The sequence below is a fragment of the Paraburkholderia guartelaensis genome (assembly GCF_004353905.1).
GTDB lineage: Bacteria > Pseudomonadota > Gammaproteobacteria > Burkholderiales > Burkholderiaceae > Paraburkholderia > Paraburkholderia guartelaensis.
The window spans coordinates 177244-191851 of record NZ_SMOD01000003.1 but is presented as its reverse complement, the minus strand read 5'-3'; the positions used below and the strand labels follow the sequence as shown (position 1 = coordinate 191851).

Below are 14608 nucleotides of genomic sequence, written 5' to 3'. Positions count from 1 at the left end.
CTTGCTTCAAGAAACATGCAACGAGATACACGGCTGGCCCGGCTTCTTCACGTCCTCATACACATGGACCTGCGGGGCGGCACAACCACCTCCGAGACGATCGCGCAAATGCTGCACACTCAGCCGTCGCTGGTTCGACGCACTATGGCTGCGCTGCGTGCGGCCGGTTATGTAGAGTCGATCGTTGGACCGGGGGGAGGCTGGGCTCTCCGTCGTGAACTCGGCGATCTCACCGTGCGTGACATATATGCTGCAATCGCATCCAAGAGCGCATTCGCGATCGGTACGGCGGATGACAATCCGGCCTGCCCGGTGGAGTCAGCCGTCAACCGGTTCCTCGACGATGCACTGAGTTCGGCAGAGGACGAATTGCTCCGACGTTTCGCGCAAATGCGTCTTTCCGTCATAGCGCGGTACGTGAAGGTGCCGAAGCCCTAAGGGGTGTCCACTTTTGGCGCGGTGGCAGTCGTCTGTCTGTAGGCCGCGTACGACCGTTTCTGGCCGCCAGGGGCAGTGGCCCAGCTAGCCGAGATTTTTCCAGAACGTTTCGGCCAGGCTCAGGCCGGTGCTCAGGAAGTTATCGGTTTTGGCTTGATCCAGATTGCCGTCTGCGTCTCGTGTATAGGAATCCAGAAGATCGTTGAACACCTGGCTTCCACTCGAAATGCTCTTGCTAACGCCCGTCACGAACTCGGTAAGCGATACCTGACCGTCGTCGGACGTGTCGAAGCTGCTGAAAAGCTGCTTGGCGTCGTCGGCTCCTACGCCGGCGCGCGAGAGTTGAGCCTGGAACTCGTCGAGCGACAGGGAATCGTCGTTGTTCTTGTCGCCCTGCACGAACATCTGGGGCGCCCATGCAACCGCGAGCGGCGTCGCGCGCAGTGTCTGCGTTTCGGCCGCGCCAGTACTCGTATTGATGGCCGTTACCGTTTTTTGGGTTGAAAAGCTGTTGAGCGTGGCGCGATCGGGCGAGTCCGACGAAGCCGACTGCTTTTGCGCGAAGCTGAAATATGCCTCGTAAGCAGAGGTCGAACCGTTCACTGAAGACATGGACATTACAGAATCCTTTGATGAATTGTGTTTGGTGGGCCGCAAATGCCGTACGACCGTGCAGACATTCACTCAGGATTACGGTTGCATTTCATCTGACTTTAGGCGTTGTACAAATCTCTACAAAAGGCAGACGCGATCGACGCATGAAGCCGATTCTGTTTAGATGCCAAACGGCCGCCTCACAGACGGATCGCCCATGCGAGGAAAGGACCATCTATTGCCGACTGCTGACTCATGCGTTCCGCGCGAGTCCGGAGGCCCGTCTTCGTGCGGCGATCGGCAGAGTACGGCCCGCAAGTGACGGTCGCCCACCAAAGCGGCCATTCACATAGGCTCCGCCGTGCGCTTTGTTAGCGAAATGCCTGCCGGATTCCCAGCACAATCATGAGCCCTCCACATGTGAGGTCGATCCATGCCTTCGCGCGACGATAAGCCGTCGCAATCGCCGCGTGCGATAGAACGAGCGCGACGGCTCCGTACCAGCACGTCGCTATTGCACCGACAGTAGCAAGCATCGCGAAGAACGTCGGCATGGAAACGTGCGTGGGCACCACTGAGGAAAACACCGCCGCATAAAAGGCGATGGACTTCGGGTTCGCGATATTTGTCGCGATACCTTGCAGGAACGCGGCACGAAACAGAGGCGCCTTCGTTGGGTGACGTGCTCCTGAGGGAGTTGCCCGTGCCGACACAATGAGCCGCAGCCCGAACCAGATCAGATAGGCCGCGCCAACAAGCCTGATACCGACAGCGAGCCACGGGAAAATAGCGAACACCATTCCGATGCCAAGGATGGCGCAAGTCGCCCAGAACAGATTCACCGCGACGATCCCGGCGACAAGCGCAAGCGCATCGGCGCGTCTGCCGCCTACCGCCTTCTGGGTGATTGCGACGAAGTTCGGCCCAGGTATGACGACAGCCGCCGCATAGACAGAAAAGACTGTCGCAATAGCAGACGAATTAACCATATGTAGCCTCAGTGAATTGCGGTTGTACAAAACGTGGAGTTGCGTCATCAGCCGGTATTCTGAAGCAATTCACGACTGACCGCTGTTGGCCACCTGGATCCCGTGGCAACCTGCACGTGGGCGTGGTCGAGGCATCGCGCCCCCAGGAGCTAGTGGCCGCTGTGGTTGAGAACATTCTGGAGGTCCTGGATACCTACTGGCTTGACGAGATGATGGGCAAAGCCGGCCGCCTCAGATTTTTTCCTGTCCTCTTCCTGACCATATCCCGTGTGGGCCACAAAGACTGCCCTCCCGCAGCCCGGCAACGCTCGCAGGTGGTGTGCCAGCTCGTATCCGTCCATTCCTGGAAGGCCGATGTCGAGGATGCAGAAGTCGAACGCCTCTTTCGCGGCCCGCGCGAGCGCGCCTTGTGCGTCGTGCTCGATTGCCACCTCGTTGCCCATGATGTCGAGCACCATCCCGAGGGCGTCGGCCACTTCGACGTTGTCGTCCACGAGCAATACGCGCCGCCGCTTATATTCGACCGGCGCCTGCTCGATAACATGGTTCACCGTCACTGTCTCAGGCTCGCCTGGCGCAAGGGGAAGCCTGACCTCAAGCGTACTGCCCCTTCCACGTCCCGGACTTCTCGCAACAACTTTCCCGTCGTGCTGCTCGACCATGCTTTTGACGAGCGCAAGCCCCAGCCCCAAACCGCCTTCCTTACGTTCGCTCGTTCGTTCTCCTTGCTGAAAAAGGTCGAACGCTGTCTGCAACAACTCGCACGTCATGCCGATGCCGTTGTCCCTGACGGTTGTTACGACTTCACTCGGCGAACATTCCACGGTCAACGAGATGCGCCCGCCGTCCGGGGTGTAATTCGCGGCGTTGTTCAAGAGGTTGCTTAGAACCTGCACGAGCCGCTTTTGATCACCGAAGACGCAGACAGCCTCGTCCGGCAACTCGACGGTCAAACGATGTCTGTGCGCTTCAATGAGAGGACGAACTTGCTCAATGGACTCTTCAACGACTTGCCGGAAGTCCAGATTGACCTTCTCGAGAGAAACGAGGCCTTGCGTGACGCGAGAGACCTCCAGAAGGTCATCGATGAGACTCATTACGTGAGTGATTTGCCGGCGAATCATACTGCCGACTCGATTGACCTGAGCCTCGTCGCCGCTTACCTCGGGAAGCAACTCGGCCCCGGCGCGAATGGGCGCAAGCGGATTGCGCAGTTCGTGCGCGAGCATCGCGAGAAATTCATCCTTGCGTCGATTGGTCTCCCGCAGTTCCTGCGCCGCAAGAACCCTCTCGTGAATATCGGTGTTCGAACCGACCCACTTTAAAATCGCACCACTGTCGCCTTTCACGGCAATTGCGCGAGCCAGCGTCCATCGATATTCACCGGTATGCTCGCGCACGCGAAACATCATTTCATAGGGCTGTCCGGTCGCCAGACTTCGGCCCCAGGTCTCTTCGACGTTCGCCCAGTCATCAGAGTGGACAAACATCTTCCATTCGCCGCGATCCGTCGATTCCCGCGTCGCGCCAGTAAAGTCGTAAAAGTGCTGGTTATGGTAGTCGATGTACCCATCCGGCAATGCAGTCCAGACCATCTGAGGCAGCGCGTCCGTGACCAGTTTGAATTTCTCTTCCCCGAGGCGCCACGCTTCGGCATCGGCTGTCATGCGCTGAAGCGCACTCGTCGTTACATTGAGGGCCGCGTTGCGCCTGGAAGCCTCTGCCTCGCTTCGGCCGAGTTCCACGGCGAGCGTCCGCGACTGCTCTCTAAGAGTCTCATTGGCCTGCTGGCTCCGCACGAAATCGGTCACGTTTTCCACGCGGTGGAGGATATAGAGCAGCCGGCCGTCAGGCGCGACAACCGGGGCGTTCACCGGGCTCCAGTAGCGGAACGCGAAACCGCCTCGCTCTTTATCCGGGACGTCGTAGCGCTGAATCGCCATGGTGTGCGTCTTTTTCGTCGCCACCACGTACTTGAGCGACGCGCCCAGGTTCATTGTTGCGTCCGCCTCGGGTACGGCCGGGTTGTCCGGAAACACGTCGAAAAGCCGCTTCCCGACGATTTCGTCCCGCACGGTGAGCGTTTCCTTGAGATACGCGTCATTGACGCCTGCGATCGTGAAAGCGTCATCAGGCCGCAAAACCAGCAAGGGCGTGGGCGTTGATTCGAAGAGGAGCTGGAGGTCCTCGTCCGACACCGCATTGGGAGTGTCCATGACGTAAAGACATCAGGGGACAATCCTTTAATTAGGGACGGTCCCTGTCGGACTGCAATTGAGACACCTTGTTTTGACAAGGCGGATTAAAAAAGCCTGCTGCAGCAGCTGGAATGTTCAGATCGAGCAAGCCATGTGCCGTCCGTTTAAATGGGCACTTTTGCCTTTGCGGTCGCGCCGTTACAGCCACGCGACCGCGACACTGCGGTCTTGGCCAATACGGTCTTTTTACAGCATTGAGGCGTGGACGTACGGTGCAATGGCTAGCGTCAGTCAATCTGCACGGGAACATCGGCTGTCCGCTTCCCCGGTGCCATGCGACCCGCATTAAACACTGGCGCTTGCATAGTTGCCTGAGGCAATCAATAATTTGCCTCAGGCAACTAAGAGGTGACGTATGTCCAGTCAAGAGCAGCTTATCGCCCGCGCCGAGTTCGTACGACGATTCAATCGCTTCTACACTCGCCAGATCGGGGTGCTTCACGAGCACCTGCTAGAAAGCGAGTTTTCCCTGACCGAAGTCCGCATTCTGTATGAACTCGCCCATAGGGACGGGCTCACGACCTCAGACCTCTGCCGGGAACTTGGGCTGAACGCCGGGTACATGAGCCGAGTTATCGCCGGCTTTGAAAAAAAGGGGCTGGTCGTCAAGCAGCGATCGGAGACGGATGCGCGGGTTAGCGAACTGGCTCTCACCGCGCTTGGCCGCGACACGTTTGAACCGCTAAACGTCGCGTCCCGGAACGAGGTCATGGAGATGCTTGACCGCCTGACCGATGCCGAACAACAGCAACTCGTCGATGCTATGGCGCAGGTGAACGGCTTATTGGGGGAATCGAGCGCAAGTTATGTTTTGAGAGATCCAGGGCCGGGCGATATGGGATGGATCGTCCATAAGCAGGCCGTGCTCTACGCGCAGGAGTACGGCTGGAACGCAGAGTACGAAGCACTGGTTGCGGAAATCGTTGCCAAATACATCCGTGATTACGATGCCACCTCGGAGCGATGCTGGATTGCCGAGCGGGACGGCACGCCCGTGGGCTCAGTCTTCGTGGTACGTCATGACGCGCAAACCGCGAAGCTCCGGCTGCTGTATGTCGACGCCAGCGCCCGCGGGATGGGAATCGGCCATCGGCTCGTTGACGAATGTCTCCGATTCGCGCGGTCCGCCGGTTACAAGCGGATGATCCTGTGGACCAACAGCGTCTTGACGGACGCACGGCGAATCTATGAGAAGGCAGGCTTTCAACTTGTGGAAGAGGAGTCGCATCACAGCTTCGGCAAGGACTTGACTGGTCAGATCTGGGCCCGTGATCTGTGAGCGCCAGGGCAGCGGCCACCCTTGCCGCAGCGACCACCGGCATCCTGGTTGGCGCGGCAATGGTATCCACTCGGGCAGTGTCCCCCGAGGCTTCGCCGGCCACGCTAGCGTTTCTGCGCTATTTCATTGGCATGGGCGTGCTCGCAGCGCCCGTTTGGCTCGGAACGCGTCCTCGCTTCGCACGGCGAGATGCGTTTGCTATCAGCCTGTTAGGGATATTCCAGTTTGCAGTGCTTATTGTGCTGCTTAACCATGCGTTGGCTATCCTTCCTGCTGCAACGTGCGCGCTCGTCTTTTCGACAATGCCGCTTTTCACAATGACGTTAGCTGTAGCGAGTCGTAGCGAAGCATTCAGCTTGCACAAATTGTTTGGTTTCCTGATCGCTCTCGCAGGCGTTGCGATCTTGCTAGGCGTACCGTCTGCCCACCCTGGATCACGGGACACCGGTGCGTTAAGCGCGCTGCTCAGTGCCACGTTGATTGGTGCCGTGTGCAGCCTTCTATATCGGCCGCTTCTGAAGCGCTACCCAGCATTGCCGACGAGCGCGCTAGCAATGAGCGCAGCGGTGGTGTTTCTTGTCGGCCTATGCTGGATTACGGCCCAACCGTTGGTGCCCACCCTGTCCATGACGCAATGGGGGAATGTCGGTTTTATAGGACTGTCGAGCGGTGTCGGGTACTTCTGCTGGCTGTGGGCATTGAGCAGGCTCGATGCGAGCCGCGTCGTCGGTTTTCAGGCTCTTGGCCCTGTCACAGCGGCTGTTATTCAAGTCGTCGTGACACGTCAGTGGCCAAGCTCAACGCTCGTCGTTGCGGTCGCTCTCGTAGTCAGTGGGCTTTTTGTCAGCCAACGGCGCAAACCAAAGCGACGCAGGGAAGATTAGCCTGGCACTTTCTTCGCACTCCCCCAGTATGTGGTATGGGGTGACGAGCGGCGGCTACAGACCGTCAATTGTCAACATCGCCGGACACGAAGAGTTTCCTGTGTGTCATTATGCAGAACCGTATTATGTGATACCGTGGGTACCCAGGGCCAGCAGGACGTTTCAGTCGAACACCAGAAGGATGCTCATGGAATTCAACAATGGCGCTGTACTTGAAGCTCTTCGACTTGCTTTGCATCGACAAATACCGTGGCACAAACGGCCGGCAATTTTCACGTCGCTCCGCTCGCAGGGTCTGATCCAGACCATTGACCAGAAACCTCCCCCCAGCACGAAATACCTTCCAACACTCCAGATTGCTGTCCTGACTGACAAAGGACACAGAGAAATCCAGCGCATTGAGGCGTCGAAGCATGTCTCCGGATGGCTGGACGACGACTACTTTGCGACGTTCCTGGCAGAGGTTGCGTTTACCTGACCATGCATCGTTGCGCGCGTGCGGTTCTGTAATTGAAAGAAAGAGTGGGCCCAGGACGAAAGGCCCGCTTTTGAGCACGTGACCGCATCGCATTTCGCGATTCGGGGCGACGACGGTTGTCGACGATTCAGGCGGTGAAATCGAAGGTCGGATTCTGGCTGTCTGCGGGCAGTTACGATCGTCCCTCGACTCACGCGCGACAAGATATCTGCACTGTCAAATCCCACAATCTGCGTTGGGATTTGGCTGTGCAAGTCCCTTGCGGTTGCCGTCGCCCAGTGTTCCTTTCCTTCATCCACCGAAGCACCAGGCGCATCACGTGGCTGGCCCGACTCCAGCCTCGCACCCGGCACGACTTGAGAACTCGATGGCAAACGACGGTCAGAGATCTCCGCGCACTTCACCGGTTCCCAGCGCGCTCCGCCGCCGGTTGACCTCTGCCCAAAGCTCATCGCTGTCGTCATTGCGCAGCAGGACCACCCAGTCCAGTTGACTGTCGGCCACACCGAAGTATTCCTGGATTTCCCTGCGAACGGCAGCGACGAACTGCGCGTATTCCGGGGTTGCCTGGGCCTGCGCGTGCAAGGCATCGTAAGCCGCATCGTCCGCGCCGCCGCCGTGCTCGTCGATGTAGCGCGAGATCCATTGGTCCCGTTCGCGGTCGTAGTCGGCCTCGGCGCGCATCGCCTGTACTGCCGTGTATAAATCCAGTTGGGCGAACGCGGCGATCGCCGCCGTTGTTGCCTCGTCGAATGTAGCTGTCATTCCATATCTCATGTTGGCCGTGGCACATCATCGCACAGTCCACTCGTTCGAATGCGCCACTCATCGGGGCCCCACAGAGCGACATGACACTCATTTTGTCGCGCTGAAAGCGTTTGACCTACATAGCCCCCGGAAACACCTCGTCGCGCCGACCAACCGCCCGTTGCAGCAGCGAGCGAGACAGGAGCTTATGAAACGGCATGATGACGAACAAATAGCCCCTTCCAAGGAGATTGTTGATTTTGACCAACGTTGAAATCGTTACTTCCGATCCCTTCAGATTCGGCTGAACACTTATCCAGATCCGAAAATCCAGATGCTTGTCGTTACCACCGACGACGACTTCACTGCCCGTACTGGAAATAATCGGAAACACGTCAATCTTGCCCAGCCCGCGATCGCTAAAGTCAATACCTGCCTTTAGTCCGAACGGCGCCACGATTCCGTTTCGCAAGGCCATCAAACATCGGACCATGTGCGGCGGATCGGCGAACACGGCGCGCGCTGCTTGTTCGGCATCGACGTAGGTTCGATCTGCCTGAACGGAATAGCCATCGGCGAAATCAATGTGCGTCAATCCCGACGCACGAATTGCTGCCGCTGGTGTGGGAATCAGCAAGACTTTGTCTGTCATGAGTACCCCAAATGATATTTCCAGTGTAATAGGGACCGCAATTGTTGCGGGCGAAATGCGGACCGTTTCATACCTGCACAACTGCCAGCAAAGACACCGGCGCGCCACACCGCTCAAAAGTAATTGCGATGCCCCAGCGACTCCAGCACACGCTCCACCACCTGATGCGGCAACCCACCTTGATCGTGCAACTGACGATGCACCTGCTCCGGAGACATGCCTTGCTGCAAATACATCCGGGCGTCCTGACGAATGGCGATCATGTCATATTCGCGGGTAAGGTTCTGATCGCGGTAGACCGAGACCGTGTCACCAATCACCAGCGACGAGGAACCGGCGGTCGACACCGAAGGCGTCACCTTGATCGATGGACTGCTTTCGGGCTTGGGTGAGGTCTTCTTTCCTTCCAACCATTCGTGGAAGCCGATCTCCGAACCGGGACACTCGTCGTTATCGTCCTGAATCGGCACGATGGGCACATGACACATACCGGCACACTTCAGAATCATGCCGCGCAGGCAGTGTGCTGCATCGTCATTCACGAAAGACTGCCATAGCATGTTCTTGCTAGTGACCTTGACGAAGATGCCGGCAATCTTCACCCGTTCCTTGCCGGCAAAGCCTAGTACCACGACTTCGTTATGCCCGGTGGGCGAACTGAGCGCCAGGATTTGCGCCGGCGACTTCAGCGGCTGCTGGTACAGCCCAAGCAGCGACTCCAGGAACGCGTCTACCTGCACCAGCCGGTGCAAAGGCGTGGGCTGCATGGCAAGCACCGCGGCACGCGCCTGAGAGTTGGAAATCGCCAGATCACGCTGGCTCGCGATGCAGATATTGGTGCTCGGTGCCTGAAGGATGAAACCGAAGCTGAAGTTGCCATATAGCTTTTTGCGGTTTTCGCAGATCAGCGAGCAACTGAGCATCTCAGCTTCGATCGTACTGGGGGTGGTCAGGTAAAGCTCCGCCGATTTCAGCGTTAGCGAGCCGTTGCTGCCCTTCTCGATGAAACTCCCCAGCTTTTTCACCGTGTACTCATGCATTTTGAGCGTGTCTTTGGTTGGCGCGACCAACCCCGTGCTCGGGCGCATGGCATGGACGAGATAGCAGAACTTCTTGTCGTTGTGCTCCAGCGGATCAGTAAAGGCCGGCTTCGGCTGCCATGACTGTCGATCGACGTTGCATTGCGCCAGCGCCAGTGCATCCAGCGTGGCGCGGCCGCTGACCAGCTCGAGCAATTGCTGGCGCAACACCGTTTCTGCCATAGTGCGCAGCTGCCCGACCCACCCAGTCATCTGCGTCTGGTCATTGGGCGGCAAGAACGAACCCAGCGAGATCCACTCGACCACACGCACCAGCAGCCACGCGCGCGCCACCTGCACCCAACTGCCCTGCCAGAAATACGCGAGGTTGTCGGCACTTTTGATGAAGGCGACGATCTGCAACTGATCCTGCTGCGACAGATCGCGCAATTTAGATTCGATTTTCAGGCGACCGACGGGGGAAATGGCGCCAATGATGGTCAAGGCGTTGATCAGGTCCTGGTGCATGGTTTGCAATCGCTCGAAAGTCGGGCCGCGTATGCCCGGTGATGGAAACACACAGCAGAACGAACCACGCACGCCACCCACCGTACGTTATGGCTTCCAGTCCAGCCCGACCGTGCTTTCTTCGCTCTTCCGAGCATTCGCCGTCTGTCTGGTGCCGATGCGCGAGGATTACGTGGTCGCCCTCCGTCCGCACGTCGATGGGTCCCATTCTCGCGCCGTTTCATAGCCGACGCCAACGGAATGATTGCTCTAGCGCCAGGGTCTCACAGCGTTCAGCGCCTACCTGGATTGATTTCTTTCTAAGGGGACAATGGCCACTCCCCCTTGTCAGCGGAAGGGCAACGCACGAGCGATTCGAATACCGCAAACGATGTCATCTGCGGCAACGCATAGGTGAGGTTTGCGGAGCGCTGTACCGCGATCGCGCCGACCAAAGCACACGCCCCGGAGCGGCGATGGTGTTTTCGATGGGAGCTTTGAGTGGTCTGGCAACGGGTTGCGTACTAATACGCGCACCTGAGTCGCATGGCTTATGCAAACGGCATAAACCGACCTGAAGCGGGTCTTACGGAAACGCAGAGGGGATTGAAGCGTCATCTCGCGAGAGCGCTCGTTGGCCATGAAAAACACCCCAAAGATTGGACCAAGGTCCAACTTTTGGGGTGCAATTCACTACCGGGCTTTTCTTTGTCTGGGGTAGTGCTTCCACTACCCCAGGCTTGCGATCCTGCGATTAGAACCGATGGTACATGCCGATGTTGGCTTGAACCTGGTTGCCGCCCGATGCCGTGTTGCCGAAGTCGGCAGCCGAAGCCTGCGCGCCTTGAGCGTGAACGTAGGCACCCATCACGTACACCGAGGTCAGCTTCGACAGCGCGTACGTAGCACCCAGCGACGCCTGGTTGATCGACGCCATCGTGCGGCCCTCAGCGGCTTGCGAAGGCGTAGCTGCCGAACCGTAGACGTACGTGTATCCAGCAGCCAGCGACAGCGCCGGGGTTGCCTGGTACTGCAGAAGGGCGCCCACTACGTTGAAGTGGATCGATTCCTGGCCGTCGTTGCCTTCATATTGCGCGTTCGAGTAGCGCAGGCCAGCCGTGTACGGACCAAACTGGTATTGGCCAGCGATTTGAGCGATGCCCGCGCTCTTGAACGCGTTGCCACCGTAGTAACCCGAACTCGGGTAGCCCAGGGCACCACCGAACGACGGTTGCGCCGTTGCGTTCTGCCAGCCGTTCTCACCCTGGTTTGCAGCGTGGAAGTAGCCGCCAGCGACCGTCAGACCGCCTTGAGCGTAGTCCGCAGCCACCGACCACGATTGACCCGAACCCATCGCACCGGCAACGCCGCCGAACGAGTACGCGCCTTCAGCCTGGAAGCCGTGGAATACCGGCGAAATGTACTTGACGGCGTTGTTCTGGTTCGTCGTGTTGTCGTTGTTGTCAACGTCGCCCGGGGTCGAGAACGTCGAAGCCGAAACGGCGTCGCCCGTCAGGCCTTGAACCATTTCCGTCACGGCGTCGATCTGGCGACCCATACGCAGGGTACCGTACTGTTCCGACGTGAGGCCTACGTAGGCCTGGCGGTTGAACAGCGAACGCGAGGAGCCGATGGGGCCCTGGCCGCCGATGCCGCCGCTGGCAATGTTAAAACCATTCTCGAGCTTGAAGACCGCCTTGAGGCCGCCGCCGAGGTCTTCCTGACCCTGGAGGCCCCACTTGTTCGAACCCGAGGCGCCGCCAACGAGGGCGACTTCCGAGTGGCCATTAACGTTCGAGGTGTAGCTGATACCTGCGTCCAGCATGCCGTACAGGGTGACCGACGACTGTGCCATAGCTGCCGAGGATGCGGCGAAAGCGGCAACAGCGATAACCGTTGCCTTGATGGTGCTGTTCTTCATCTGTAATTCAGTGTCCCTGAGTATCTTTTGGATTGGTTTATTCCTTACTGCGCGCCGGAGGATACGGCACCCCCTGCAAACTCAAGAAACGAAAAAAAAAAGACTGTCGCGAAAACGTAACAAACCGCGCAATGTCTTGAGCGGCGGGCGATCGATGGACTATTCCGTGCCAGGTCGGCAACGGCGGATCGACGACGCTTTCCGGCTGCCGCTGACGTTTGGACGCCCGGCCGAGCCATTCTGTGACCGACGCTCCGCGGCCGACCGTACTCATCCCCAGTCACCGCCCAAAAAGCCGCCGTTGAAGATTTCACCGGCAGTTTTCCGGCGCCTTCCTTGAAATGGCGCTCTTGGCCATGAAGCGACTTTCGTCAGTACCGTTGTCTTGCTTACGCTGCACGCCCGCACGTCGCCGCGCCGTCCCAAAATAAACGGTTGCCACAAAGACGATCCAGACGGGCCCGACGACCACGGCCACGCGAGTGTCCTCGAAACGTGCCATCAACCCGAGTACGACAACGAGGAAGGCACCCGCAAGCAAGCTTGCATACGGAAACAACGGCACGCGGCACGCGCGCGACGCGCCACGAGCGGCAGGAGGCATCCGGCGAAAGCGGTAGTGTGAGAAGAGGATGATCGCCCACGTCCAGAGCGCGCCAAACGTGGAGATCGCCGTGAGCCAGACGAACACGTGATTCGGACTCGCGTAGTTGAGGTAGACGCCCACGAGCGAGCAGCCACACGAAAATAGCAGTGCGACGACCGGAATGCCATTCGGCGAAATGCGCGCGAACATGGCGGGCGCCTGCCGTTGCTCCGCGAGGTTATGGAGCAGCCGCGACGTGCCGTAAATATTGCTGTTGCACGACGAAAGCGCGGCAGTCAACACGACGAAATTGATGATGCCCGCAGCGTAGTGAATGCCGAGCCTGTCGAACGTGAGTACGAACGGACTGCCATGCGTGCCGATCTGATCCCACGGATAAATCGACATGATCACGAACAGCGCACCCACGTAAAAAATCAGTACGCGCCAGAAGACCGAATTGACAGCGCGCGCCAGCGTTTTCTCCGGATTGCGCGCCTCGCCCGCGGTCACGCCGAGCAACTCGATACCCTGATAGGCGAACATGACCATCGGCAATGCTTTCAATACGCCGGTCCAGCCGTTGGGCATGAAGCCGCCGTGCGCCCACAGATTGCTGATGCCTTTCGCCACGCCGCCATTGCCCAGGCCGAATACGATCATGCCCGCGCCCGCCACGATCATCAGCACAATCGTCACGACCTTGATCAGCGCGAACCAGAACTCGAATTCGCCATACGCTTTCACAGCAGCGAAATTGATCGCCCCGACAGCGCCAAGCGCGGCAAACGTCCATATCCATGTGGGCACGTGAGGGAACCAGATATTCATGTAGATTCCCGCTGCCGTGATCTCGCACATGCTGCCCACCAGTGCAGTGAGCCAGTAGGTCCAGCCCGTGAGATAGCCGGCGAGTGGCCCGACGTAGTCTTGCGCGTAGCGGCTGAACGACCCGGCCACGGGATTGGCCACCGCCATTTCGCCAAGCGCGCGCATGATGACGAAGATGGCCACGCCTGCGAGCATATAGCTCACCAGAATGGCCGGACCGGCCATTCTGATCGCGCTGGCTGAGCCGAGAAATAGCCCGACCCCGACGGCCGCGCCCAGTGCCATCAGGTTGATGTGACGTTCTTCGAGTCCGCGGTGAAGCGCAGGCTGCCGATCTGGCATGGTGTCTCCTTCCATGGCTTTGCACGCCGCTTGTGTTTTGCACGCGCAAGCCTCGATATGTGTTTTAGTTCGTCATACTGATAAACCGCGATGCAGCACTGTGCCCTCGCGCCGCACCACAGCACCCTCAATGACGCTTGGCGAGATGAATGCCGGCAAGCATGCAGCGCACCGATCCGCCTGCCAGTTCAATGGTCGGCACATCGAGCGGCAAGAGTTGCGCCGAACGCTCGATCAGCCGGCGCTGGCGCACCGAAAGACATTCGAAAGCACGTCGCGACAGCGCGAGCACGCGGCCCTCTCGCCCCGACAGTTCGATGGCGTTGCCCGCGAAGTTGTCGATCTGCGTGTTGTCGAGGCCAATGACCGTGCGCCCGGTTTGCGCGAGACGCCGCTGTATCTCCTCGCGACGCGCAGCTTCGCTGATCACATCGAGGCCGATCAGCGCAAAGTCGGTCGCGACGCTCATCATCACGTTCGTGTGATAGATCGGCTGTCCGTTGCTTCCAGCCGTGTCGAAGCACATCGGCTCGAAATTGAAGTGCGTGCAGAAGCGTTCGAGCGCAACCGGATCGGCGCGGCGCGAGCGCGCCGTGTAAGCCACCCGCGCGACATGGTCGAGCACCATCGCCCCAGTGCCTTCGAGAAAGAGATCGTCGTATTCGAGACCGGAAAAGTCGATCACGTCCTGCACGCGATACTCGGACTTGAGCATGTCGATCACGTCCGTGCGCCGTTCGCGCCGGCGATTGCCGCTATACATCGGATAGAGCGCGACATGGCCACCGGGATGGGTGGAGAACCAGTTGTTCGGGAACACCGAATCCGGCGTGCTGCGCTCGCCGAAGTCGTCGAAGATGTGCACCTGCACGCCTGCATCACGCAGTCGTTGGGCCGCTTCGGTCACTTCGTCGCGCGCCGCTTCGGCAATGGCGTCTGCGGCCAGCGCGCCGTTCGCGGGCGCCGCGCACTGGAACGCGTTGTCGGCCGCGGTTTCGGGGTTGGGGTGAAAGCGGTGCGGCCGGATCATGACGACAGCGGACGGCGCCTGAATCGAAAGAAGGCTCATAGGGCGTAGCGATA

13 protein-coding genes are annotated in these 14608 nt (G+C 59.0%); 4 read left to right on the top strand and 9 right to left on the bottom strand.

Annotated features, from left to right (window positions below):
* Positions 1 to 15 precede the first annotated feature (15 nt).
* Positions 16 to 438, top strand: coding sequence for an Rrf2 family transcriptional regulator (locus E1N52_RS05310; RefSeq protein WP_133180852.1), 423 nt, complete (start codon positions 16 to 18; stop codon positions 436 to 438).
* Positions 439 to 522: 84 nt separating this feature from the next.
* On the opposite strand, the gene E1N52_RS05305 is transcribed toward E1N52_RS05310, so the two are convergent.
* From E1N52_RS05305 to E1N52_RS05295, 3 genes are all read right to left on the bottom strand, one after another.
* Positions 523 to 1056: an EF-hand domain-containing protein gene (locus E1N52_RS05305; RefSeq protein ID WP_133180850.1), complete on the bottom strand. Its 534-nt coding sequence runs from the start codon at positions 1054 to 1056 to the stop codon at positions 523 to 525.
* 347 nt (positions 1057 to 1403) lie between these two features.
* Positions 1404 to 2021, bottom strand: coding sequence for a LysE family translocator (locus E1N52_RS05300; protein ID WP_133181204.1), 618 nt, complete (start codon positions 2019 to 2021; stop codon positions 1404 to 1406).
* A 149-nt stretch (positions 2022 to 2170) separates the two neighbouring features.
* A complete protein-coding gene (locus E1N52_RS05295) occupies positions 2171 to 4237 on the bottom strand; it encodes a PAS domain-containing hybrid sensor histidine kinase/response regulator (RefSeq protein WP_133180848.1) in 2067 nt (688 codons plus the stop codon).
* 397 nt (positions 4238 to 4634) lie between these two features.
* Between E1N52_RS05295 and E1N52_RS05290 the strand changes: the two genes are divergently transcribed.
* The 3 genes from E1N52_RS05290 (at position 4635) to E1N52_RS05280 (ending at position 6920) form a co-directional block, all read left to right on the top strand.
* The gene (locus tag E1N52_RS05290; protein ID WP_133180846.1) at positions 4635 to 5558 is read left to right on the top strand and encodes a bifunctional helix-turn-helix transcriptional regulator/GNAT family N-acetyltransferase; all 924 of its coding nucleotides are present in this window, start codon (positions 4635 to 4637) and stop codon (positions 5556 to 5558) included.
* Positions 5555 to 6442: a DMT family transporter gene (locus E1N52_RS05285; protein ID WP_281282607.1), complete on the top strand. Its 888-nt coding sequence runs from the start codon at positions 5555 to 5557 to the stop codon at positions 6440 to 6442. The genes E1N52_RS05290 and E1N52_RS05285 overlap by 4 nt, the downstream gene beginning before the upstream one ends.
* Before the next feature lie 187 nt (positions 6443 to 6629).
* Positions 6630 to 6920, top strand: coding sequence for a hypothetical protein (locus tag E1N52_RS05280; protein WP_133180843.1), 291 nt, complete (start codon positions 6630 to 6632; stop codon positions 6918 to 6920).
* Between the two features lie 381 nt (positions 6921 to 7301).
* Here the strand turns inward: E1N52_RS05280 and E1N52_RS05275 are convergent, their stop codons facing one another.
* The 6 genes from E1N52_RS05275 to ctlX form a co-directional block, all read right to left on the bottom strand.
* Positions 7302 to 7685 carry an ATP-dependent protease gene (locus E1N52_RS05275; protein WP_133180841.1) on the bottom strand — a complete coding sequence of 128 codons (384 nt, stop codon included), beginning with the start codon at positions 7683 to 7685 and terminating at the stop codon, positions 7302 to 7304.
* A gap of 118 nt (positions 7686 to 7803) precedes the next feature.
* The gene (locus E1N52_RS05270) at positions 7804 to 8319 is read right to left on the bottom strand and encodes a DUF2867 domain-containing protein (RefSeq protein WP_133180840.1); all 516 of its coding nucleotides are present in this window, start codon (positions 8317 to 8319) and stop codon (positions 7804 to 7806) included.
* Between the two features lie 113 nt (positions 8320 to 8432).
* Positions 8433 to 9866: a hypothetical protein gene (locus tag E1N52_RS05265; protein WP_133180838.1), complete on the bottom strand. Its 1434-nt coding sequence runs from the start codon at positions 9864 to 9866 to the stop codon at positions 8433 to 8435.
* 733 nt (positions 9867 to 10599) lie between these two features.
* Positions 10600 to 11766, bottom strand: a complete 1167-nt coding sequence (locus E1N52_RS05260) for a porin (RefSeq protein ID WP_133180836.1) — start codon at positions 11764 to 11766, stop codon at positions 10600 to 10602.
* A gap of 310 nt (positions 11767 to 12076) precedes the next feature.
* Positions 12077 to 13525, bottom strand: coding sequence for an amino acid permease (locus E1N52_RS05255; RefSeq protein ID WP_133180834.1), 1449 nt, complete (start codon positions 13523 to 13525; stop codon positions 12077 to 12079).
* A gap of 127 nt (positions 13526 to 13652) precedes the next feature.
* Positions 13653 to 14594 carry a citrulline utilization hydrolase CtlX gene (gene ctlX / locus E1N52_RS05250; RefSeq protein WP_133180832.1) on the bottom strand — a complete coding sequence of 314 codons (942 nt, stop codon included), beginning with the start codon at positions 14592 to 14594 and terminating at the stop codon, positions 13653 to 13655.
* Positions 14595 to 14608: the final 14 nt, after the last annotated feature.

What these genes read in the sequence shown, in the direction of transcription:
- E1N52_RS05310 (WP_133180852.1), top strand. Translation starts at nt 16, where the DNA reads ATGCAACGAGATACACGGCTGGCCCGGCTTCTTCACGTCCTCATACAC.
- E1N52_RS05305 (WP_133180850.1), bottom strand. Translation starts at nt 1,056, where the DNA reads ATGTCCATGTCTTCAGTGAACGGTTCGACCTCTGCTTACGAGGCATAT.
- E1N52_RS05300 (WP_133181204.1), bottom strand. Translation starts at nt 2,021, where the DNA reads ATGGTTAATTCGTCTGCTATTGCGACAGTCTTTTCTGTCTATGCGGCG.
- E1N52_RS05295 (WP_133180848.1), bottom strand. Translation starts at nt 4,237, where the DNA reads ATGGACACTCCCAATGCGGTGTCGGACGAGGACCTCCAGCTCCTCTTC.
- E1N52_RS05290 (WP_133180846.1), top strand. Translation starts at nt 4,635, where the DNA reads ATGTCCAGTCAAGAGCAGCTTATCGCCCGCGCCGAGTTCGTACGACGA.
- E1N52_RS05280 (WP_133180843.1), top strand. Translation starts at nt 6,630, where the DNA reads ATGGAATTCAACAATGGCGCTGTACTTGAAGCTCTTCGACTTGCTTTG.
- E1N52_RS05275 (WP_133180841.1), bottom strand. Translation starts at nt 7,685, where the DNA reads ATGACAGCTACATTCGACGAGGCAACAACGGCGGCGATCGCCGCGTTC.
- E1N52_RS05270 (WP_133180840.1), bottom strand. Translation starts at nt 8,319, where the DNA reads ATGACAGACAAAGTCTTGCTGATTCCCACACCAGCGGCAGCAATTCGT.
- E1N52_RS05265 (WP_133180838.1), bottom strand. Translation starts at nt 9,866, where the DNA reads ATGCACCAGGACCTGATCAACGCCTTGACCATCATTGGCGCCATTTCC.
- E1N52_RS05260 (WP_133180836.1), bottom strand. Translation starts at nt 11,766, where the DNA reads ATGAAGAACAGCACCATCAAGGCAACGGTTATCGCTGTTGCCGCTTTC.
- E1N52_RS05255 (WP_133180834.1), bottom strand. Translation starts at nt 13,525, where the DNA reads ATGCCAGATCGGCAGCCTGCGCTTCACCGCGGACTCGAAGAACGTCAC.
- ctlX (WP_133180832.1), bottom strand. Translation starts at nt 14,594, where the DNA reads ATGAGCCTTCTTTCGATTCAGGCGCCGTCCGCTGTCGTCATGATCCGG.